The sequence below is a fragment of the Pseudomonas sp. 2 genome, from assembly GCF_056627435.1.
Genome location: NZ_JBWXNG010000002.1, coordinates 139,434 through 161,613 on the forward strand (window position 1 = coordinate 139,434; position 22,180 = coordinate 161,613).

Annotated in this window: 13 protein-coding genes and 2 tRNA genes; 6 read left to right on the plus strand and 9 right to left on the minus strand. The window is 61.5% G+C overall.

Features of this window, described 5'->3' with window-relative positions; genetic code table 11:
* The first annotated feature begins 82 nt into the window (after positions 1-82).
* Positions 83-1,942, plus strand: a complete 1,860-nt coding sequence (locus tag AC1MEK_RS03700; RefSeq protein WP_480394915.1) for an ABC transporter ATP-binding protein — start codon at positions 83-85, stop codon at positions 1,940-1,942.
* Positions 1,943-2,164: 222 nt separating this feature from the next.
* Here the strand turns inward: AC1MEK_RS03700 and AC1MEK_RS03705 are convergent, their stop codons facing one another.
* Positions 2,165-3,292: a GNAT family N-acetyltransferase gene (locus tag AC1MEK_RS03705; RefSeq protein ID WP_480394916.1), complete on the minus strand. Its 1,128-nt coding sequence runs from the start codon at positions 3,290-3,292 to the stop codon at positions 2,165-2,167.
* A gap of 290 nt (positions 3,293-3,582) precedes the next feature.
* Between AC1MEK_RS03705 and AC1MEK_RS03710 the strand changes: the two genes are divergently transcribed.
* A complete protein-coding gene (locus tag AC1MEK_RS03710; RefSeq protein ID WP_480394917.1) occupies positions 3,583-4,899 on the plus strand; it encodes a putative porin in 1,317 nt (438 codons plus the stop codon).
* A gap of 137 nt (positions 4,900-5,036) precedes the next feature.
* Here the strand turns inward: AC1MEK_RS03710 and AC1MEK_RS03715 are convergent, their stop codons facing one another.
* From AC1MEK_RS03715 to fadD2, 4 genes are all read right to left on the minus strand, one after another.
* On the minus strand, positions 5,037-6,158 hold the full coding sequence (locus AC1MEK_RS03715) for a beta-ketoacyl-ACP synthase III (RefSeq protein WP_480394918.1): 1,122 nt from the start codon (positions 6,156-6,158) through the stop codon (positions 5,037-5,039).
* Between the two features lie 312 nt (positions 6,159-6,470).
* Positions 6,471-10,382 (minus strand): ATP-dependent RNA helicase HrpA, encoded by a 3,912-nt coding sequence (hrpA, locus tag AC1MEK_RS03720; RefSeq protein ID WP_480394919.1) that lies wholly within the window; start codon positions 10,380-10,382, stop codon positions 6,471-6,473.
* 243 nt (positions 10,383-10,625) lie between these two features.
* The gene (fadD1, locus tag AC1MEK_RS03725) at positions 10,626-12,323 is read right to left on the minus strand and encodes a long-chain-fatty-acid--CoA ligase FadD1 (protein ID WP_480394920.1); all 1,698 of its coding nucleotides are present in this window, start codon (positions 12,321-12,323) and stop codon (positions 10,626-10,628) included.
* Positions 12,324-12,760: 437 nt separating this feature from the next.
* The gene (gene fadD2, locus AC1MEK_RS03730; protein ID WP_480394921.1) at positions 12,761-14,449 is read right to left on the minus strand and encodes a long-chain-fatty-acid--CoA ligase FadD2; all 1,689 of its coding nucleotides are present in this window, start codon (positions 14,447-14,449) and stop codon (positions 12,761-12,763) included.
* Positions 14,450-14,658: 209 nt separating this feature from the next.
* Here fadD2 and AC1MEK_RS03735 point away from each other — a divergent pair, with 209 nt between their 5' ends.
* Entirely contained in the window at positions 14,659-15,603 is a 945-nt protein-coding gene (locus tag AC1MEK_RS03735; RefSeq protein ID WP_480394922.1) for an alpha/beta hydrolase, read from the plus strand.
* A gap of 54 nt (positions 15,604-15,657) precedes the next feature.
* The gene (locus tag AC1MEK_RS03740) at positions 15,658-16,128 is read left to right on the plus strand and encodes a MaoC family dehydratase (protein ID WP_480394923.1); all 471 of its coding nucleotides are present in this window, start codon (positions 15,658-15,660) and stop codon (positions 16,126-16,128) included.
* Positions 16,129-16,402: 274 nt separating this feature from the next.
* Here the strand turns inward: AC1MEK_RS03740 and AC1MEK_RS03745 are convergent.
* Positions 16,403-16,479, minus strand: a tRNA-Asp gene (locus tag AC1MEK_RS03745).
* A 20-nt stretch (positions 16,480-16,499) separates the two neighbouring features.
* Positions 16,500-16,575: transfer RNA gene (locus tag AC1MEK_RS03750), tRNA-Val, on the minus strand.
* A gap of 161 nt (positions 16,576-16,736) precedes the next feature.
* On the opposite strand from AC1MEK_RS03750, the gene rdgC reads away from it, so the two are divergent.
* Together rdgC and AC1MEK_RS03760 are read left to right on the plus strand one after the other, a co-directional pair.
* Positions 16,737-17,657 carry a recombination-associated protein RdgC gene (rdgC, locus tag AC1MEK_RS03755; RefSeq protein ID WP_480394924.1) on the plus strand — a complete coding sequence of 307 codons (921 nt, stop codon included), beginning with the start codon at positions 16,737-16,739 and terminating at the stop codon, positions 17,655-17,657.
* 189 nt (positions 17,658-17,846) lie between these two features.
* Positions 17,847-18,809, plus strand: a complete 963-nt coding sequence (locus AC1MEK_RS03760; RefSeq protein ID WP_480394925.1) for a bile acid:sodium symporter family protein — start codon at positions 17,847-17,849, stop codon at positions 18,807-18,809.
* Between the two features lie 167 nt (positions 18,810-18,976).
* Here AC1MEK_RS03760 and AC1MEK_RS03765 read toward each other — a convergent pair whose 3' ends face one another.
* Both AC1MEK_RS03765 and AC1MEK_RS03770 read right to left on the minus strand, forming a co-directional pair.
* Positions 18,977-20,848: an MFS transporter gene (locus tag AC1MEK_RS03765; RefSeq protein WP_480394926.1), complete on the minus strand. Its 1,872-nt coding sequence runs from the start codon at positions 20,846-20,848 to the stop codon at positions 18,977-18,979.
* 81 nt (positions 20,849-20,929) lie between these two features.
* On the minus strand, positions 20,930-22,105 hold the full coding sequence (locus AC1MEK_RS03770; protein ID WP_480394927.1) for a TDT family transporter: 1,176 nt from the start codon (positions 22,103-22,105) through the stop codon (positions 20,930-20,932).
* Positions 22,106-22,180 lie beyond the last annotated feature (75 nt).

A 22,180-nucleotide genomic window follows, 5' to 3' on the forward strand; every position in this document is an offset into this window, starting at 1 on the left:
AGAACCCATGCGGTTAGCCGCACAGTCCGCCCGACCTGTCCTCAGATAAGGAGAGCCCGCTCAAGCGTGGGCGTCATAGCCAATGTTCTATCGTCGTTTCGAGCAACTGATCGATATCTTCCGCGAGGCGCCCTCCGCCGCGCCGCCCAATCAAGTCGTCGCCTTCTACGTCTACTACCTCAAACAGGTGTGGCCCAGCTTCGTCGCGCTGCTGGTGGTCGGCCTGATCGGGGCGTTGATCGAGGTGGCCCTGTTCAATTACCTGAGCCGCATCATCGATCTGGCGCAAGGCGGCGCCAACCCGAACTTTTTCAGTGACCACGCCTACGAGCTGGCCTGGATGGCGATCGTCGCGCTGATCCTGCGGCCGATCTTCGTCGCCCTGCATGACCTTCTGGTGCACCAGACCATCAGCCCGGGCATGACCAGCATGATCAACTGGCAGAACCACACCCATGTGCTCAAGCAGAGCGTCAACTTCTTCCAGAACGACTTCGCCGGGCGCATCGCCCAACGCATCGTGCAGACCGGCAATGCCCTGCGCGATTCGGCGGTGCAGACGGTGGACGCCATGTGGCACGTGCTGATCTATTCGATCGGTGCGCTGGTGCTGTTCGCCGAGGCCGACTGGCGCCTGATGATCCCGCTGCTGAGCTGGATCGCCGGTTTCGCCCTGGCCCTGTGGTACTTCGTACCGCGGGTCAAGGCGCGCTCGGTGGTGTCGTCGGACGCGCGCTCCAAACTGATGGGGCGCATCGTCGACGGCTACACCAACATCACCACGCTCAAGCTGTTCGCCCACACCAGTTCCGAACAGCAGTACGCCCGCGAAGCGATCAGCGAGCAGACCGAAAAGACCCAGCTGGCCGGGCGCGTGATCACCGAAATGGACACCGTGATCACCACCCTCAACGGCATCCTGATCGTCTGGACCACCGGTCTTGCGCTGTGGCTGTGGACTCAGTCGCTGATCTCGGTGGGCGCTATCGCACTGGCGACGGGCCTGGTGATCCGCATCGTCAACATGTCCGGCTGGATCATGTGGGTGGTCAACGGCATCTTCGAAAACATCGGCATGGTCCAGGACGGCCTGCAGAGCATTTCCCAGCCGGTGGGCGTGACCGACCGTGAGGCGGCGCCCAAGCTGAATGTCAGCCGCGGCGAGGTGAAATTCGAGAACCTGCAGTTCCAGTACGGCAAGGGCAAAGGCGTGATTCACGGCCTGAACCTGGACATCAAGGCCGGCGAGAAGATCGGCCTGATCGGGCCGTCCGGTGCGGGCAAATCGACGCTGGTGAACCTGCTGTTGCGCCTGTATGACGTACAAGGCGGGCGGATTCTGATCGACGATCAGGACATCTCCCACGTCGCGCAGGAAAGCCTGCGTTCGCACATCGGCATGATCACCCAGGACACCTCGCTGCTGCACCGCTCGATCCGCGACAACCTGCTGTACGGCCGGCCCAAGGCCACCGATGCCGAGCTGTGGGAAGCGATGCGCAAGGCCCGGGCCGACGAGTTCATTCCGCTGTTGACCGACTCCGAAGGCCGCACCGGGCTCGACGCCCATGTCGGCGAGCGCGGGGTGAAGCTGTCGGGCGGGCAACGTCAGCGGATTGCGATCACTCGCGTGCTGCTCAAGGACGCGCCGATCCTGATCATGGACGAAGCCACCTCGGCGCTGGACTCGGAAGTGGAAGCAGCGATTCAGGAAAGCCTGGAAACCCTGATGAAGGGCAAGACCGTGATCGCCATCGCCCACCGCCTCTCGACGATTGCCAAAATGGACCGGCTGGTGGTGCTGGAAAACGGCCGAATCGCCGAAAGCGGCACCCACGCCGAGCTCTTGGCGCACAAGGGGCTGTACGCACGGCTCTGGGCGCATCAGACCGGTGGGTTCGTGGGGATCGAGGATTTCCCGTTGGCGCCGCAGTCGTTGTAGGGGCGCGTGTGCCGACGGTCGCAGGAGCCGGCTTACTACATCCAAAAGTATGAGCCTGCGACCTCCTACCTGTGGGAGTGAGCTTGCCAACTCCTACCTGTGGGAGTGAGCTTGCTCACGAATGAGCCATTTCGTGCGCTAGAGATGGCGACGGATGTACCGGCCCCTTCGTGAGCAAGCTCACTCCCACAATGCGTCTGCTCGCAACATTACGACTCGACCTCACTCGGTCTGCCGATACGGCAACGCCGCCCGCGCCTCTTCGGCGTAGGCCAGTATCCCCGCCCGCTCCTGGTTCAGATAATCGGCCACCGCCTCGCGCAATCCGGGGTGGGCCAGGTAATGCCAGGAACGGGTGATCACTGGCTCAAAGCCGCGAATCAGTTTGTGCTCACCCTGGGCTCCGGCGTCGAAACGCTGGAAACCATGGGCGATGGCGTAATCCATGCCCTGATAGAAACAGGTCTCGAAATGCAGCCGGTCGAACTCGGCCAGGCAGCCCCAGTAACGCCCGTAGAAGCTGTCGCCACCGACCAGACTGAACGCCATCGCCACCGGCCGTGTGCCTTGCCGGGCGAACACCACGCGAATCGCCTCAGGGCTGCGCTCGGCCAACAGGCTGAAGAATTCCCGCGTCAGGTACGGCGCCTGCCTACGGACCTCATAGGTGTTGGAGTAACAGGCGTAGACGAAATCCCAATGCGCCTCGCTCAGTTCATGCCCTTGCAGCCACTCGAAATCAAAGCCCTGCCCCGCCACCTGCTCGCGCTCCTTGCGCATCTGTTTGCGTTTGCGGGAGCTGAGTGCGTCGAGAAAATCTTGAAAATCCCGATAGCCGCGGTTATGCCAGTGGTACTGGCAACCGATGCGCGAAAGCCAGCCCGGTTGCTCGGCCAGCAGCGTGTCGATGGCAGGGTCAGTGAAGTTGACGTGGACGCTGGAAAGCCCTTCGGCCTCGGCGTAGCCCGGCAGGCAGGCAACCAGTTCGCGCCCATCTTCAGGTGTTTTTGCCAAAAGCCTGGGCCCGCTCACCGGGCTGAACGGCACGGCCACCAACAACTTGGGGTAATAGGCGATACCAGCGCGGCGACAAGCGTCGGCCCACGCATGGTCGAACACGTACTCGCCGTAGGAATGCCATTTGCGATAGGTCGGCATCGCGGCAATCAGCCGGTCATTTTCGTAATGTAAAAGATGCTCGGCGCGCCAACCCGAACGAGGGCCCAGGCTGCCGCTGTCTTCCAGCGAGCTGAGAAAGGCATGGCGCAGGAACGGCGAGTCACCGGGGATCAACCCGTCCCATTCTGCCGGCTGCAGATCCGACAAGCTGTCCAACCGATGTAACGGCATCGCCCCTCTCCAAGCCTCGCGCGAACCTGCGCCAACGTTTGCGCAGTATCACCTATTGAAACCATTTGCACATGAAACTTTGCGCGACAACGCTCTAGCTCGCGGGTTCAACGAATTTTTCACATGTCATCGACATGCCATCACATAGCCATCGTTTCGTAATAATCCGTCGCAATACTGGCGCCTGTTTTTAGAGCCCCCGGTTCTTAAGAACTGACTTTTTTCCGCCCACCCTGGGTCGGTTGTTCCCTGGATGGCTTTGTCATCCCTTCTCATCTACGGAGATTGATATGCGTCTTGCTTCCACGAAAACTGCGGCAGCCCTGTGTGGCGGTATGCTGCTGGCCCTGAGTGTTCCGGCCAGCGCCGCAGTCGACGCGAAACTGCTCGACATGCTCAAAGCCAACGGCTCGATTTCGCAGGCTCAGTACACCGAGCTGCAAACCGAACTGGCCAAGGATCAGCAGGCTCAAGCGCAAGCCCAGAAAGCCCAGGCCGACCAGATCGCCGCCGCTACCGCCAAATCTTCCGAGCTGTCGGCTTTCGAACAGAAAGTGGCATGGGCTGCCAAGACTCAGTTCAAGGGCGACGTTCGCGTTCGTCAGGAAACCGTCAAGATCGACGACCAGAACAACAGCCAGGACAAGAACCGTCAGCGTATCCGTGTTCGCCTGGGCGCCTACACCGACATCAACCCGCAGGTCAGCACCGGTATCCGTATCGCCACCGGTGGCGACAACAAGGCCAACTCCACCAACGTCGACCAGAACGACTACTTCACCAAGAAGGACCTGTGGCTGGATCAGGGCTACATCGACTTCCACCCGACTGCCATCCAGAACCTGCACCTGATCGGCGGCAAGATGCCACAGCCGTGGGTCAGCGAAGGCGACGTGATCTGGGACGCCGACATCAACCCAGAAGGTCTGGCAGCCACTTACAGCCTGCCGATCAACAAGGGCTTCGAGCTGTTCGGTAGCGCCGGTACCTACACCCTCAAGGACAACATCAGCGGTGAAGGTACTCAGTTCAAGAACGACCTGCGCCTGAACGCCGCTCAGCTGGGTACGCGTATCGCGATCACCGACAGCATGAAAGCGACCCTCGGTGGTTCGGTCTATCAGTACTCGAACTCCAACGATTGCAACCCGGCAGCGGCCAGCACCAGCACCACGTTCTGTGGCCTGGGCATCAACGGCAACAACACCAACGACTTCCGTCTGTATGAAGGTTTCGGCCAGCTGGACTTCACCGGCATGGTCGTTCCACTCAGCCTGTACGGCCAGTACGTGGTCAACAGCGCGACCGACAGCAACCAGGACACTGCCTGGCTGACCGGCGTGAAAACCAAGGTGTTCGGCTTCGGTCTGGACTACAACTACCGCGATACTCAGCGTAACGCAGTGGTTGGCGCCTTCACCGACTCCGACTTCGCCAACGGCACCACCGGTTCGCGCGGCCACAAGCTGAGCGTCTCGTACGATGTCGACAAGAACTTCTCGCTGGGTGCGACCTACTTCCTGACCAAGGCCGACTTCGCCTACGCCGGTGCGCCGCGTGACGAACACGCCAACACCCTGCAACTGGACGTGAACGCCAAGTTCTAAGGAACGCGGTTTCAGGTTACAGGCTTAAAGCTTCAGGCCCCGAGTGCTCCCTCGGGGCCTGGAGTGAATCTCACAGCCCGGTATCACCCTGTCGGATCCCCCATCATCCGTCCCGACAGGTTGATCCCGGGCTGTTTTTATTTCTTGCGCAGAATCACGCTACCAATCGAATACCCCGCACCGAACGAACTCAACACGCCCAGCGCGCCGCTTGGCAGATCGGCCTGGTACTTGTGGAAGGCGATGACTGAACCGGCCGAGCTGGTGTTGGCGTAGGTGTCGAGAATCACCGGCGCTTCTTCGACCGTGGCGTCGCGGTCCAGCAACTTCTTGACGATCAGGTGGTTCATGCTCAGGTTGGCCTGGTGCAGCCAGAAGCGCTTGACGTCGCTGACGTTCAGGCTGTTTTCCTTCAGGTGCGTCCCCACCAGTTCTGCCACCATCGGGCACACTTCGCGGAACACCTTGCGGCCTTCCTGAACGAACAGTTTGTCAGCCTTGCCCTCGCCTTCTTCGGCGGTGCGGTTGAGGAAGCCGAAGTTGTTGCGGATGTTGTTGGAGAAGCTGGTCAGCAGCTTGGTGCTGACGATGTCGAACTGCTCGGCGCTGGTAGCCAGATCCGCACGCTCGACGACCACAGCCGTGGCCGCATCGCCAAAGATGAAGTGGCTGTCGCGGTCGCGGAAGTTCAGGTGGGCGGTACAGATTTCCGGGCTGATCACCAGCAGCGCGCGGGCCTGGCCCAGCTTGATGCTGTTGTACGCCGTTTGAATGCCAAAGGTCGCCGAGGAACAGGCCACGTTCATGTCGAAACCGAAGCCTTCGACGCCCAACGCGGCCTGGATTTCGATGGAAATGGCAGGATACGCGCGCTGCAGGTTGGAGCAGGCGACGATCACGCCGTCGATATCGGCAGCCGTTTTGCCTGCACGCTCCAGCGCCTGCTTCGCAGCGGCCACGCCCATCTCGCAGAGGATCGACCATTCGTCGTTGGCGCGCTCGGGCAGACGCGGCTTCATGCGCTGCGGGTCGAGAATGCCTTCCTTGTCCATGACGAAGCGGCTCTTGATGCCACTGGCCTTCTCGATAAACGCGGCGCTGGACTCGGTCAGTGCCTGTACATCACCCGCTTCGATGGCGGCGGCGTTTTCGGCGTTGAACTGCGCGACGTAGGTGTTGAAGGAATTGACCAGCTCTTCGTTGGAAATGCTGTTGCTGGGGGTGTAGAGCCCGGTGGCACTGATGACGACGTCGTACACAATCGTTCCTCTCTTTCTGTAGGCAGCAGGCTAGAGCGCCTGAGCGAGCACGGTGCTGGCTTTCTGGAACGACAGTACCAATGCAACGATAAATGTCTCCCGCATGCGGGAAACGCAAAACAGCAAAAGCGTGTGGTTTTAACGACGAAGTTTGCCATAACGGCCGGGATTTGGCGCTAGCGACGAACTGACGATCACACCGACCTGTAGGAGCGAATTCATTCGCGAATAGTTTGAACAGACGACACTTCTTCATCGCCTGACCGATTTTCGCGAATGAATTCGCTCCTACAGAGGTCCGCGCAGGCTGCGTTAACCTTCCACTGCCGCCCATTGCTTACTCAAACGCTTGTCGGAAATCGGCACTTTGGTCCCCAGTTGCTGGCCGAACAGCGACACCCGGTATTCCTCCAGCCACCAGCGGTACACCGCCAGCTCCGGATCGCGCTTGCCTTCCTGGGCGTGTTTGTCGGCGCGGGTCTGGTATTGCGCCCAGAGGTTGCCCAGCTCGATGCTCCAGACCCGGTCCTTCTGCACCTGTGCGCCGAGCTTCTCCAGGCGCAACTCGATGGCCTTCAGATAACGCGGCAGTTCCTTGAGCCACTGCGCCGGTGTCTCGCGCACGAAGCCCGGATACACCAGCTTGCCCAGCTGCGCCTTGATGTCGTTCAGCGCCACGGCCTGGGCCAGGTCGATCTTGCCCTTGAAGCGCTTTTGCAGGCCGTGCCAGAGCTTGAGGATCTCCAGCGTCAGGCGCGCCAGCCGCTCGGCGTGTTCAGTCAGGCTGCCGCGCTTGCGTTCGGCCAACGACATCAGCCCCGCGCCATCACGCGGCAGACTCGCCTCGCCTTCTAGAATGCAGCTGTCCAGGCTGGCCAGCAGAATGTCTTCGATCAAGCCATCGACGCGGCCCATGTCGCGGTACAGCAGGCCCAGTTCGGTCTGCCCCGGCAGCTTGCTGCGCAGGAATTTGGCGGGCTCGGCCAACTGCTGCAACAAAAGGCGCTGCAAGGCGCGGCGATGCTGATACTCGGCCTCGGCCGGCGTCGAGAAACGCCCTTCCTTGACCACGCCGCCCTCTTCCACCAACGCCGGATACACCGTCATCGACAGCCCGGCGATCTTCTGCTGGGTCTTTTCCTCGACCTTGGCAAAGCCCTTGGCCTCCACCGGCTGCTGGCTCTTCGCCGACTGCGGCACCGCCAATGCGGCCTGCCCGGCTTCAGCAAAGCGCGCGGTCAATTCATCCAGATCGCGGCCTTCACCAAGGAACTTGCCGTTGGCGTCGACCACTTCCAGGTTCATCTTCAGATGGCTTTCCACCTGCTGCGCCGCTTCGGCCCAGGCTTCTTCCGGCACGCGGGCGCCGGTCATGCGCAACAGCTCCCGGCCCAGCGCCTGAGTCAGCGAGCCATCGGCAAACACCATACGTTGCAGCGCGGCCTTGACGAAGTCCGGCACCGGCACGAAGTTCTTGCGCAAGGCCTTGGGCAGGTTGCGCACCAGCGCCACGCACTTGGCTTCCAGCAGGCCAGGGACCAGCCACTCCAGGCGCTCGGCAGGCAGGGACAACAACAGCGGCGCCGGAACGCGCAGGGTCACGCCGTCGCGAGGGTGATTCGGCTCGAAGTGGTAACTCAGCGCCAGCGTCAGTTCCCCGAGACGCAGCGTGTCCGGATACAGGTTGGCGGTGACCTCGCTGGCTTCGCGGGCCAGCACATCTTCTTCGCGCATGATCAGCAGTTGGGGGTTCTTCTGGCTTTCCATGCGGTACCAGGCATCGAAGGTCGCCGTCTGGTGAATCTCAGCGGGCAGGCGCTCGTCGTAGAAGCCGAACAGCGTTTCTTCGTCGGCCAGAATGTCGCGGCGGCGGGCCTTGGCTTCCAGCTCGTCGAGCTGTTCCAGCAATTTGGTGTTGGCGCTGAGGCACTTGGCTTTCGAATTGATTTCGCCGCGCACCAGCCCTTCGCGAATGAAGAACTCGCGAGACACCACCGGATCGATCGGCCCGAAATGCACCGGCCGGCGCCCGACCACGATCAGGCCGAACAGGGTGATCTGCTCGAAGGCAACGACCTGGCCGCGCTTCTTCTCCCAGTGCGGTTCGAAGTGGTTTTTCTTGAGCACATGCCCGGCCAGCGGCTCGATCCACTCCGGCTCGATCTTGGCCACCATGCGCGCATACAGCTTGGTGGTTTCCACCAGTTCCGCGGCCATGATCCATTGCGGGCGTTTTCGCCCCAACCCCGAGGACGGATGCACCCAGAACCGGCGCTGGCGCGCGCCGAGGTAATCGCCTTCTTCGGTCTTCTGGCCGATCTGGCTGAGCAAACCTGAGAGCACTGCCTTGTGGAATTTCGGGTAGTCAGCCGGCTCTTTGTTCACCGTCAATTGCAGGTCGCGGCAGATCAGGCTCAATTGACGATGAGAGTCACGCCATTCGCGCAGACGCAAGTAATTGAGGAAGTTGCGGCGGCACCAGTTGCGCAGCGGGCTGGCAGTCAGGGCCTGGCGCTGCTCCTCGAATCCGCGCCACAGGTTGACCAAGCCGGCGAAGTCCGAGTCCTGATCCTTCCACTGGGCATGGGCCTGATCGGCGGCCTGCTGACGCTCCGGCGGACGCTCGCGCGGGTCCTGGATCGACATGGCACTGGCGACGATCAGCACTTCCTGCAGGCTGCCTTGTTTGGCGGCTTCGAGCAGCATGCGGCCCATGCGCGGGTCGACCGGCAGGCGCGCCAATTGGCGGCCCAGCGGCGTGAGCTGGTTCTCGCGGTTGACTGCCGACAGCTCCTGCAACAGGTTGAAACCGTCACTGATGGCCTTGCCATCCGGCGGCTCGATAAACGGGAAATCGGTGATCTGCCCCAGGCGCAAATGCAGCATCTGCAGGATGACGGCGGCAAGGTTGGTACGAAGAATCTCTGGATCGGTGAATTCAGGGCGCGCGAGGAAATCCTCCTCGCTGTACAGGCGCACGCACAAGCCCGGCTCCACCCGGCCGCAACGGCCCTTGCGCTGGTTGGCGCTGGCCTGGGAAATCGCCTCGATGGGCAGGCGCTGGACCTTGGCCCGGTAGCTGTAGCGGCTGATTCGCGCGGTGCCGGTGTCGATCACGTAGCGAATGCCCGGCACGGTCAGCGAGGTCTCCGCGACGTTGGTCGCCAGCACCACGCGCCGGCCCGGGTGCGACTGGAAGATCTTCGCCTGCTCGGCCGGGGTCAGGCGCGCATACAGCGGCAAAATTTCAGTGTGCTTGAGCTGCGCCTTGCGCAGCACTTCGGCGGCGTCGCGAATCTCGCGCTCGCCCGGCAGGAACACCAGCACATCGCCCGGCGACTTGCGCTCGCTGCGCTCGAAGGCAGCGAGTTCGTCCAGGGTGGCGAGGATCGCCTGATCGACGGTCAGGTCTTCCTCGACGCTGTTGCCCTCTTCGTCCTGCTCGGCGGTCATCGGCCGGTACCAGGTCTCCACCGGGAAGGTGCGGCCCGAGACTTCGATGATCGGCGCGTTGTCGAAGTGTTCCGAGAATCGCTCAAGGTCGATAGTCGCTGAGGTGATGATGACTTTCAGGTCCGGCCGTCGGGGCAGCAGGGTTTTCAGGAAGCCCAGCAGGAAGTCGATGTTCAGGCTGCGTTCATGGGCCTCGTCGACGATGATCGTGTCGTAGCGTTCCAGAAAGCGGTCGTGCTGGGTTTCGGCCAGCAGGATGCCGTCGGTCATCAGCTTGATCAGGGTGTTCTCGTCGCTCTGATCCTCGAAGCGCACCTGATAGCCGACCAGCCCGCCCAGTGGCGTGCCGATTTCTTCAGCAACCCGGGCACCGACGCTGCGCGCCGCGATCCGCCGAGGCTGTGTATGGCCGATCAGGCCGTGCTGGCCTCGGCCGATTTCCAGGCAGATCTTCGGCAACTGGGTGGTTTTGCCCGAGCCGGTTTCGCCCGCGATGATCAGCACCTGATGCTTTTGCAGCGCCGCCTTGATCTCGTCGCGCTTGGCGGCGATGGGCAGGTTTTCGTCGTAACGCAGGGTCGGCACGCTCTGCTTGCGTGACGCGACCAGCGCGCACGACGCCTGGACACGCTCGACCCACTGCGCAAGCTTCACCTCGTCGGGCTTCTTGCGCAGCTCGTGCAACTGGCGACGCAGCCGATGACGATCATGGATCATCGCCTGGTCGAGGTTCTTGAACAGTTGGTCGATGGAGGTCGATTCGTCGGTCATCAGGGCGCGAAGTCTTTTCTGGTCGTATTCAGGGCGCGGATTGTCGCAGATTTATCGACCATGATGCACAACCCCTGTGGGAGCGAGCTTGCTCGCGAAAGCTGCATGCCTGGCGCGGAAGATGTGTGGGGTGTACCCGCCTTTTCGTGAGCAAGCTCACTCCCACAAGTCCCAGGGCGTCAGGACAACCCCCATAAAACAACAAACCCCGCACTGGGCGGGGTTTGTCGGTATTGCGGCAGATCAGGCCGGCTTTTTCAGCGCCAGCTTTTTCAACTCTTCATCACGCAACTCGCGGCGCAGGATCTTGCCGACGTTGGTGGTCGGCAGGGCGTCGCGGAATTCCACGCTGCGCGGCACCTTGTAGGCGGTGACGTTGGCGCGCATGTGCTCCATCACCTGCTCCTTGGTCAGGGTCGCGCCCGGCTTGACCACCACGAAGATCTTGATCGCCTCGCCCGACTTCTCGTCCGGCACGCCGATGGCTGCGCATTGCAGCACGCCCGGCAGGGTCGCCAGCACGTCTTCCAGCTCGTTCGGGTACACATTGAAGCCAGACACCAGAATCATGTCCTTCTTGCGGTCGACGATGCGCATGTAGCCATCGGGCTGAATCACCGCGATGTCGCCGGTCTTGAGCCAGCCTTCGGCGTCGAGCATTTCGTCGGTGGCTTCCTGACGCTGCCAGTAACCCTTCATCACCTGCGGGCCCTTGACGCACAGCTCGCCCACTTCACCTAGCGGCAGTTCTTCGCCGGCGTCATTGACGGTCTTGCACAGGGTCGAGGGCACCGGAATGCCGATGGTGCCCATCTGAATCTTCTGGATCGGGTTGACCGTGGCCACCGGGCTGGTTTCGGTCATGCCGTAACCTTCGCAGATCGAGCAGCCGGTCACTTCCTTCCAGCGCTCGGCCGCGGCCTGTTGCAGCGCCATGCCGCCAGACAGCGTGACTTTCAGCGCGGAGAAATCCAGGTTGCGGAAATCAGCGTTGTTGCACAGGGCCACGAACAGCGTGTTGAGGCCGACGAAGCCGCTGAACTTCCACTTCGACAGCTCCTTGACCATCGCCGACAGGTCGCGCGGGTTGCTGATCAGGATGTTGTGGTTGCCGATCAGCATCATCGACATGCAGTGAAAGGTGAACGCATAGATGTGGTACAGCGGCAGCGGCGTGATCAGGATCTCGCAGCCCTCGTTGAGGTTGGAGCCCATCAGCGCCTTGCACTGCAGCATGTTGGCGATCAGGTTGCGGTGGGTCAGCATCGCGCCCTTGGCCACGCCGGTGGTGCCGCCGGTGTACTGCAGCACGGCCACATCACTGCTCTTGGGCGAGACTTCCTGAACAGCCTTGCCCTGCCCCATCGCCAGCACGTCGTTGAACTTGACGGCACGTGGCAGGTGGAACGGCGGCACCATCTTCTTCACGTACTTGATGACGCTGTTGACCAGCAGGCGCTTGAGCGGCGGCAACAGGTCGGCGACTTCGGTGACGATGACGTGCTTGACGCCGGTTTTCGGCACCACCTTTTCGGCCAGGTGCGCCATGTTCGCCAGGCACACCAGCGCCTTGGCACCGGAGTCGTTGAATTGGTGTTCCATTTCCCGCGCGGTGTACAGCGGGTTGGTGTTGACCACGATCAGCCCGGCGCGAATGGCACCGAACACGGCGATCGGATATTGCAGCACGTTGGGCAACTGCACGGCGATGCGATCGCCCGGTTGCAGGTCGGTGTGCTGCTGCAGGTAAGCGGCAAACGCCCCGGACAGCGCGTACATCTCACCGTAGGTGAGGGTCTTGCCCAGGTTGCTGAATGCAGGTTTGTTGGCGAAACGCTCGCAAGACTGTTTCAATACCGCCTGAACGTTCGGATATTCGTCCGGGTCGATATCGGCTGCGATACCAGACGGATATTTATCCTTCCAGAAGTTTTCAATCATGCAAGCCAACTCCTCAGCGACTACGTTTCTACACACCGCTCGTATGCGATGATTTCTTGTGTTTGGAATTTGTAGCAACTGCTTTTTGCCTATCGACTGAACAAAAAGCGGGCCGAGCGTAGCAGCTTTGTCTGAGGCCGACTAGAGCCAATAGTGGCCCTTACAGTCATAAACGTGACTCTTGAACAAAATCAAGTCACGTTTAGAGCAATGAACCTAAACGTCGAAAAATCCTACATTTCACCCGCCTTGGTCGCCCGACACCACACCTGTAGGAGCGAATTCATTCGCGAATGATGTGTCAGGCGCCGGAGATGTATCGCCCCAGCAGGCCATTCGCGAATGAATTCGCTCCTACAGGTCGGTGCAATGCTTCCTACAACAAAAAACGGCGTGTTTCTCAACACGCCGTTTCTTTATATATAGCTATAGCCGCTTCAGGCGATATCGCGTAGCTCGCGCCGCAGGATCTTGCCCACCGGTGTCATCGGCAATGACTCACGCAGCACCACCTGCTTGGGAATCTTGTAGCCGGTGAAGTTCTCCTTGCAGTAGGCCTTGAGCTCGTCGACGGTGAGGCTGGCGTCCCGTGGCACCACGAACAGCTTGACCGCCTCGCCCGAGCGCTCGTCCGGCACGCCGATCACCGCGCAGTTGGCGACCTTGGGATGGCGCGACACCACGTCTTCGATTTCATTGGGGTACACGTTGAAGCCGGAGACGATGATCATGTCCTTCTTGCGGTCGACGATGCGAATGAACCCGTCCGGGTCGATCACCGCGATGTCGCCGGTCTTTAGCCAGCCTTCGCTGTCCAGCACTTCGGCCGTGGCGTCAGGGCGATGCCAGTAGCCGAGCATGATCTGCGGCCCCTTGAGGCACAGTTCGCCACGCTCGCCCAGCGGCAGTTCGGCGCCGTCATCGCTGATGATCTTCGCCGCCGTGCCCGGCACCGGCATGCCGACCGTGCCCAGCTTCGAATGGCCGCCATAGGGGTTGGCCGTGGCCACCGGCGCGGTTTCGGTCAGGCCGTAGCCTTCGACGATGGGGCAACCGGTAAGCTTGAGCCAGCGCTCGGCGGTGGATTTCACCAGCGCGGTACCGCCGGAGTTGGTCAGGCGCAGGCTGGAGAAGTCCAGGCTCTTGAACTCGGGATGGTCCATCAGCGCCACGAACAGCGTGTTCAGGCCGACCATGGCCGAGAACTTCCACTTTTTCAGTTCCTTGATGAACCCGCCGATGTCCCGCGGGTTGGTGATCAGCAGGTTATGGTTGCCGCTGACCATCATGCACATGCAGTTACAGGTGAAGGCATAGATGTGGTACATCGGCAGCGGCGCGACCATGATCTCGCCGCCCTGCTTGAAGATCGGGCTGCCATCGGGCCCGTGCTGCAGCATGCAGGCGTAGACCTGCTGCATGTTCGCCACCAGGTTGCCGTGGGTCAGCATCGCGCCCTTGGGCGAACCAGTGGTGCCGCCGGTGTACTGCAGTACCGCGATGTCTTCCAGATCCAGCGGCACCGGCTGCAGCTGCACGCCGCGCCCCTGCTTGATCACGCGCTTGAACGGCACCGCCTGAGGCAAGTGGTACTCGGGCACCAGTTTCTTGACCTTTTCCACCACGGTGTTGACCAGCCAGCCCTTGGCGGGGGACTGCATGTCACCCATCTTCACTTCGATCAGGTACTGAATGTCGGTGTCCGGCAGCACTTCCTGGACGTTCTTGCCGAACACGTTCAGGTACACCAGCGCGCGGGCGCCGGAGTCCTTGAATTGATGGCGCATCTCGCGGGCGGTGTACAGCGGGTTGGTGTTGACCACTATCAGGCCGGCGCGCATTGCACCGAACACGGCGATGGGGTACTGGATCAGGTTGGGCATCTGCACGGCGATGCGATCGCCCGGCTTGAGTTCGGTGTGTTGCTGCAGGTAACCGGCGAAGGCCGCCGACTGGCGCTCAAGTTCGGCATAGGTCAAGGTTACGCCCATGTTGCTGTAGGCCGGACGATCGGCGAACGTGCGGCAACTGAGCTCGAACACCTCGACCACGGATTTGTACGCCGCCAGGTCCACGTCGGGAAGAACCCCGGCCGGGCGTTTGTCGTTCCAGAAATCAGGTTGCATATTGTTTTTAGCCTCTTACCTGAGAATGCCGTTGCTGCCGGACGTTAGCAGTTGGTGGGAGGAAGGCAAATCGTCATCAGCGTCGTGAATCTTGTGAGTGATCGGCCCGTCATCCGGCAAGCGCTATACACTGCATGAAGGCGCGTGCCTGAGCGCTGGTTCGAGACAAATCTTTACAAAAATCCTTCTTTTCAAGGTCAGGGAACGCCATGAAACACGATGCCTTCTGGCTGGACACCAGCGACCACGATCGCCTGTACGTCAACGCCTGGCTGCCGACGATCGGCCCCAGGGCCGTGGTGGTGCTGTCCCACGGCATGGCCGAACACAGCGCACGATACGATCGTCTGGGCAGCGCCCTGGCTGAGGCAGGCCTGGCCCTGTACGCCCACGATCAACGCGGCCATGGGCGCACCGCCGCCCACGGCGTGCTCGGCCACTACGCCGATGAAGATGGCTGGAACAAGGTGGTCGGTGACCTGGCCGTGGTGCAGGCGGCCGCGAAGCAGCGGCATCCCGGCGCGCCGGTGTTCGTGCTGGGCCACAGCATGGGCAGCTACATCGCCCAGGCCTATCTGCTGCACCACAGCGCCAGCGTTCAGGGCGCGGTGCTCAGCGGCTCGAATTTCCAGCCGGTGTCGCTCTACCGCAGCGCCGCCGTGGTGGCGCGCCTGGAGCGTTGGCGCCAGGGCCCGACCGGGCGCAGTGCGCTGATCGAGTTCCTGTCGTTCGGCTCGTTCAACAACAAGTTCAAGCCCGTGCGCACCTCATTCGACTGGCTGAGCCGCGACCCGCAGGAAGTCGACAAGTACGTCGCCGACCCGAACTGCGGCTTTCGCTGCACCAACCAGTTCTGGCTGGACATGCTCGGGGGCCTGGCGCAGATCAGCAAAACCTCCAACCTGGCGCAGATCGATAAAAGCCTGCCGATCCTGATCATGGGCGGCGAATGTGATCCGGTGAGCGAGGGCAAGCGTCTGAAGGATCTGGCCGACGCTTTGACCGGTACTGATCATCCGCACGTCACGCTGAAGATCTACCCGCAGGCGCGGCATGAAATCCTCAATGAAACCAACCGCGAGGAGGTCACTCGTGATTTACTCGCCTGGCTGGAAGAAGCGCTGGCGCGGCCACGGCCCCGTCGCAGCGAATGACCGCTGCGGATTTCACGCTTCTTCTTTCTTTTTTACCCGTCACAGGACCGCAACATGACCCAAGTCACCAACACGCCCTACGAAGCCCTTGAAGTCGGCCAGAAAGCCGAATACAGCAAGACCGTCGAAGAGCGCCACATCCAGCTGTTCGCCGAGATGTCGGGCGATCGCAACCCGGTGCATCTGGACCAAGCGTTCGCGGCCAAGACCATGTTCAAGGACCGCATCGCCCACGGCATGTTCAGCGGCGCACTGATCAGCGCTGCCGTGGCCTGCGAGTTGCCCGGGCCGGGCACTATTTATCTGGGCCAGCAGATGAGCTTCCAGAAGCCGGTGAAAATCGGCGACACCCTGACCGTGCGCCTGGAAATCCTGGAAAAGCTGCCCAAATTCAAGGTGCGCATCGCCACCAATGTGTTCAATCAGAACGGCGAGATGGTGGTGGAAGGCGAAGCGGAGATTCTGGCGCCGCGCAAGGAGCAAACGGTGAATCTGGCGGAGTTGCCGACGATTACTGTGGGCTGACCTGCGCTTTTGATTCTGGCCGGAGGCCGTGGGAGTCCAGCTTGCTGACGATTGACCGGGAACCGGTCACAAAACCTGCCGATGCGATATGCCTGTCAAACCGCGTTGCCGGGTTTTACTGCCGCTTCGCGCCAGATCGCCAGCAAGCTGGGCTCCCACGCCCTCCGGGCAGAAGCAAAGAAAGGCAGCGCGACAAATCGCAGGCACAAAAAAAGCGACCATAAGGTCGCTTTCTCTGTCGTTACGAGGAGTTCAAGGGCCTCGTAACTCAATATGGCGCAGCGGACGGGACTCGAACCCGCGACCCCCGGCGTGACAGGCCGGTATTCTAACCGACTGAACTACCGCTGCGCGTAACACCTTTCAACGAGTGGTGGGTGATGACGGGATCGAACCGCCGACCCTCTGCTTGTAAGGCAGATGCTCTCCCGGCTGAGCTAATCACCCTTGTCTCTCGGTGTGGCGCGCATTCTACGGAGCGATCCCACCTCTGGCAAGCACTTTTTCAAATAATTTTTATAATCCTGCCAAAGGCTTACATCAGGGTTGGCCGCGGGGTCCGGGCAGCGAATAATGCCCCCCTTTGTATTAAAGGAGAGATGTACCCCATGTGGTTCAAAAACCTGCTTGTGTACCGCCTGACCCAGGACCTGCCATTTGACGCCGAGGCGCTGGAAACCGCGCTGGCGACCAAGCCTGCACGCGCCTGTGCCAGCCAGGAGTTGACCACTTACGGTTTCATCGCCCCGTTCGGCAAGGGCGAAGACGCGCCATTGGTGCATGTCAGCGGCGACTTCATGCTGATCAGCGCGCGCAAGGAAGAACGCATCCTGCCGGGCAGCGTGGTCAACGACGCCCTGAAAGAGAAGATCGAAGAGATCGAGACCGAGCAGATGCGCAAGGTCTATAAAAAGGAACGCGACCAGATCAAGGACGAAATCGTCCAGGCCTTCCTACCGCGCGCCTTCATTCGCAAATCCTCGACCTTCGCCGCCATCGCCCCGAAACAGGGCCTGATCCTGGTCAATGCCTCCAGCCCGAAACGTGCCGAAGACCTGCTGTCGACCCTGCGTGAAGTGGTCGGCTCCTTGCCGGTGCGTCCGGTGACCGTGAAAACCGCACCGACCGCGATCATGACCGACTGGGTCAAGAGCGGCGAAACCGCCGAGAACTTCTTCGTCCTGGACGAGTGCGAGCTGCGCGATACCCACGAAGACGGCGGCATCGTCAAATGCAAGCGTCAGGACCTGACCAGCGACGAGATCCAGCTGCACCTGAGCACCGGCAAGGTCGTGACGCAATTGTCGCTGGCCTGGCAGGACAAGCTGTCCTTCATTCTGGACGACAAGCTGAGCGTCAAACGCCTGAAGTTCGAAGACCTGCTGCAGGATCAGGCCGAACAGGACGGCGGCGATGATGCACTGGGCCAGCTGGACGCCAGCTTCACCCTGATGATGCTGACTTTCGGCGATTTCCTGCCGGACCTGTTCAATGCGCTGGGCGGTGAAGAGATTCCGCAGGGCATTTAAGGCCCAATCTGTGGGAAAAGGCCTGCGATGTAATTACCGCGAGCCTGCGAGCTTCAAATCTGTGGGAGCCGGCTTGCTGGCGAATGCGGTGGGTCAGACACCTGATGAGGTGAATGACACACCGCATTCGCCAGCAAGCCGGCTCCCACATTCAGCGGTCCGAGTTCATCCAACAATAAGGAGCAAGCCATGCGTGCCCTGGCTGCATTGAGTCGTTTCGTCGGTAATACCTTTGCATACTGGGTGCTGCTGTTCGCCGTGCTGGCGTTCCTGTTCCCGGCCTGGTTCATCAGCCTCAAGACCCTGATCGTGCCGCTGCTGGGCCTGGTCATGTTCGGCATGGGCCTGACCCTCAAGCTTGAAGATTTCTCGGAAGTGGTGCGGCATCCCTGGCGCGTGGCGCTGGGGGTGGTCGCGCACTTCGTGATCATGCCGGGCGTGGCCTGGTTGCTGTGCCAGGTGTTTCACCTGCCGGCGGAAATCGCCGTCGGCGTGATTCTGGTCGGCTGCTGCCCGAGCGGCACCTCGTCCAACGTCATGACCTGGCTGGCCAAGGGCGACCTGGCGCTGTCGGTGGCCATCGCCGCCGTCACCACCCTGCTCGCCCCGCTGCTGACCCCGGCGCTGATCTGGCTGCTGGCGTCGGCGTGGCTGCCGGTGTCCTTCATGGAGATGTTCTGGTCGATCCTGCAACTGGTGATGCTGCCCATCGTGCTCGGCGTCATCGCCCAGCGCCTGCTCGGCGCCAAGGTGCAGTTCGCCGTCGACGTGCTGCCGCTGATTTCGGTGGTGAGCATCGTGATGATCGTCTGCGCGGTGGTCGCGGCCAGCCAGGCGAAGATCGCCGAATCGGGCCTGCTGATCATGGCCGTGGTGATCCTGCACAACAGCTTCGGCTTCTTGCTCGGTTACTTCACCGGCAAGCTGTTCAAACTGCCACTGGCCCAGCGCAAATCGCTGTCCCTGGAAGTCGGCATGCAGAACTCGGGGCTGGGTGCGGCGCTGGCCAGTGCACACTTCTCGCCACTGGCAGCGGTGCCGAGCGCGCTGTTCAGCGTGTGGCACAACATCAGTGGCGCGTTGCTGTCGACGTATTTCAGGAAGATGGAGCCTGAGGTCGAGATGACCGAGGACAAGCCTGCTATAGGCTGACCTCGACTCCGGGACGGACGCTAAACCTGTGGGAGCCGGCTTGGTGCGGGCGGCGTTCCGACGAATGCGGCGGATCAGACACCTGGTGCGGTGAATGACACACCGTATTCGTCGGAACGCCGCCCGCACCAAGCCGGCTCCCACAATTCAGGACTACGGCATTCCGATTACCTGGCATCCCCACGCAACTGCGCCACCCGCTCGCGCACCAGCGCAGGCTCTGACTGATCACCGGCCAGCGCCGGCCCCGCCACCAGCGTCACCTTCGACCACAGTCTGCGAAACAGGCCCTTGTCCGGATCGCGGCTGAAGAAGCTGCCCCACAGCCCTCGCAACGCCAGCGGAATCACCGGCACGTCGGTCTCGGTCAGCACGCGGGTCATGCCGCCCTTGAACTCGTCGATCTCGCCGGTGGTGGTCAGCTTGCCTTCCGGGAAAATGCACACCAGTTCGCCTTCCTTCAGGTACTCGGCAATGCGCTTGAACGCCTGATCGTAGACCTGCAGGTCTTCGCTGCGCCCGGCAATCGGGATCGCCCCGGCCGTGCGGAAAATGAAGTTGAGCACCGGCAGGTTGAAGATCTTGTAGTACATGACAAAGCGGATCGGCCTGCGCACCGAGCCAGCAATCAGCAAGGCGTCGACGAACGACACATGGTTGCACACCAGCAGCGCAGCGCCTTCATCGGGGATCTGCTCCAGGTCGCGATGCTCCACGCGGTACATGGAATGGCTGAGCAGCCAGATCATGAAACGCATGGTGAACTCGGGGACGATCTTGAAGATGTAGGTGTTGACCGCGATGTTCATCAGCGAGATGACCAGGAACAGCTGCGGAATCGACAGCTTGACCACACTCAGGAAAATGATCGAGACAATCGCCGAGACCACCATGAACAACGCGTTGAGGATGTTGTTGGAGGCGATGACCCGCGAGCGCTCCTTCTCGGGTGTGCGCGACTGGATCAGCGCATACAGCGGCACGATATAGAAGCCGCCGAACACGCCAATGCCCAGAATGTCCAGCAATACCCACCACGCCTGGCCATAACCGAGCACCGCCAGCCAGTTGTTGGCCTGCACGTTCTGCGGGAAACCGCCGGAGTGCCACCACAGCAAGAGGCCGAACACCGTCAGGCCCATGGAGCCGAACGGCACCAGGCCGATCTCCACCTTGCGCCCCGACAGCCGCTCGCAGAGCATGGAACCGGCGGCGATGCCGATGGAGAACACGGTGAGGATCAGGGTGACGACGGTTTCATCGCCATAGAGGAATTCCTTGGCGTAGGCCGGGATCTGCGTCAGGTAGATCGCCCCGACGAACCAGAACCACGAGTTGCCGACGATCGAGCGCGACACCGCCTTGGTCTGCCCCAGGCCGAGTTTCAGGGTGGCCCAGGATTCGCTGAAGATGTTCCAGTTCAGGCGCATTTCCGGGCTTGAGGCCGGCGCCGGAGGAATGCCGCGGCTGGCCAGATAACCCAGGCAGGCCACGCCGACCATGGCCACGGAAACCACCGGGGCGTAATGGGTGGCCGACATCATGATCCCGGCGCCGATGGTGCCCGCCAGAATCGCCAGAAAGGTGCCCATTTCCACCAGGCCGTTGCCGCCCACCAGCTCGTTCTCATGCAAATGTTGCGGCAGGATCGAATACTTCACCGGCCCGAACAGCGCCGAGTGGGTCCCCATGGCGAACAGCGCTGCCAGCATCAGCGACAGGTGATCGAACAGAAAGCCCACGGCGCCGACCACCATGATCGCGATCTCCAGCACCTTGATCATGCGGATCAGCCGGTCCTTGGGATACTTCTCACCGAACTGCCCGGCCAGCGCCGAGAACAGGAAAAACGGCAGGATGAACAGCAAGGCGCACAGGTTGACGTAGATCGAGCGATCGCCGTCGATGGTCAGCTTGTAGAGAATGGCGAGGATCAGCGACTGCTTGAAGATGTTGTCGTTGAACGCCCCGAGGGACTGGGTCACGAAAAACGGCAGGAAACGCCGCTTGCCCAACAAACTGAACTGCGTCTGACTCATCGATCCTGATCCTGAGTGGCGCCGCATGCGGCTTACAGGATTGGAACGCCGAAGGTCCAATCCGAGCCACATTGAAGACGTTCAATCGGGGATTGTCGATAGATGGCCGCAGTTGGCATTCAACCCCGCAATGCACGGCGACACGAACAACTCGCCTTTATAGGCCCCCACCACCGTGCGCCGCATGATCACCAGCCACAAAGCCGCAAGGCCGGCCACCAGCACGGTGCCAAATGCCGAGAAGAACGCGAGGTGCAACACCGCGCCCAGCTTGAGGGTGGTCAGGGCGAAGACGCCGATGGGAAAGGTAAAGCCCCACCAGCCCAGGTTGAACGGCATGCCATTGCGCAGGTAGCGAACGGTGATCAGCACCGCCATCAACAACCACCAGACGCCCACGCCCCAGAGGATGATCCCGCCGATCAGCCCCAGCCCCGAGGCGATCTCGCCCACGCCTGCCAGGCCATTGGCGGCGAAAATGGCGGGAGAATCGGCGCCGAGCACGATCAGCCCATAGGCCCCGGTGCTGATCGGCCCCAGCGCCAGCCAGCTCGACGACGCCATGCTTTCGTGGGGCAACTTGTGCAAGGCCATGCGCAACAGCAGGATCGTCAGAATGCTGAACGCCACCGGTACCGACAGCGCCCATAGCACGTAACTGGTAATCAGCACGCTGAACTGGCTGTGGCTGCTGACCAGATGCGGCGCCAGCAGGCCACCGCTGGCCGCCGCGACTTCAGCCGCCACCACCGGCAACAGCCAGACGGCGGTCATCTGGTCGATCCGGTGCTCCTGGCGAGTGAACATCATGAACGGGATCAGCACGCCACAGGCCAGCGACATCGCCACATCCAGCCACCACAGCGCCTCGGCCAGCGGCAGCACGCCTTCGCCCCAACGCGGCAGGCCGAAGATGAACAGGCCGTTGATGATGGTCGCCATGCCCATCGGGATGGTTCCGAAGAACATCGACACCGTGGAATGCCCGAACACCCGCCGCGCCTGATCGAAAAACATCACCCAGCGCGCGGTGTAGAGCAACGCAAAGGTGAGGAACATCAGGATGTTGAGCATCCACAGCGCCTCGGCCAGATGAAACAGGCCGGGAATCTGCACCGGCAACTGGGTCAGCACGGCCGAGAGAATCCCGGTGCCCATGGTCGCGGCGAACCAGTTGGGGGTGAACTGGCGGATCACTTCGCTGGGGTGGCTCAGTTGGCTGAAGGGTCTGCCGGGGTTGAACGTGGCGTAAGTCATGAACGGGCTCCTGTCCTCGTGTGAGGTGGGATTCATGTTACGGCCTGAGTAAATATCTACTAAGCGGGTAGTTTC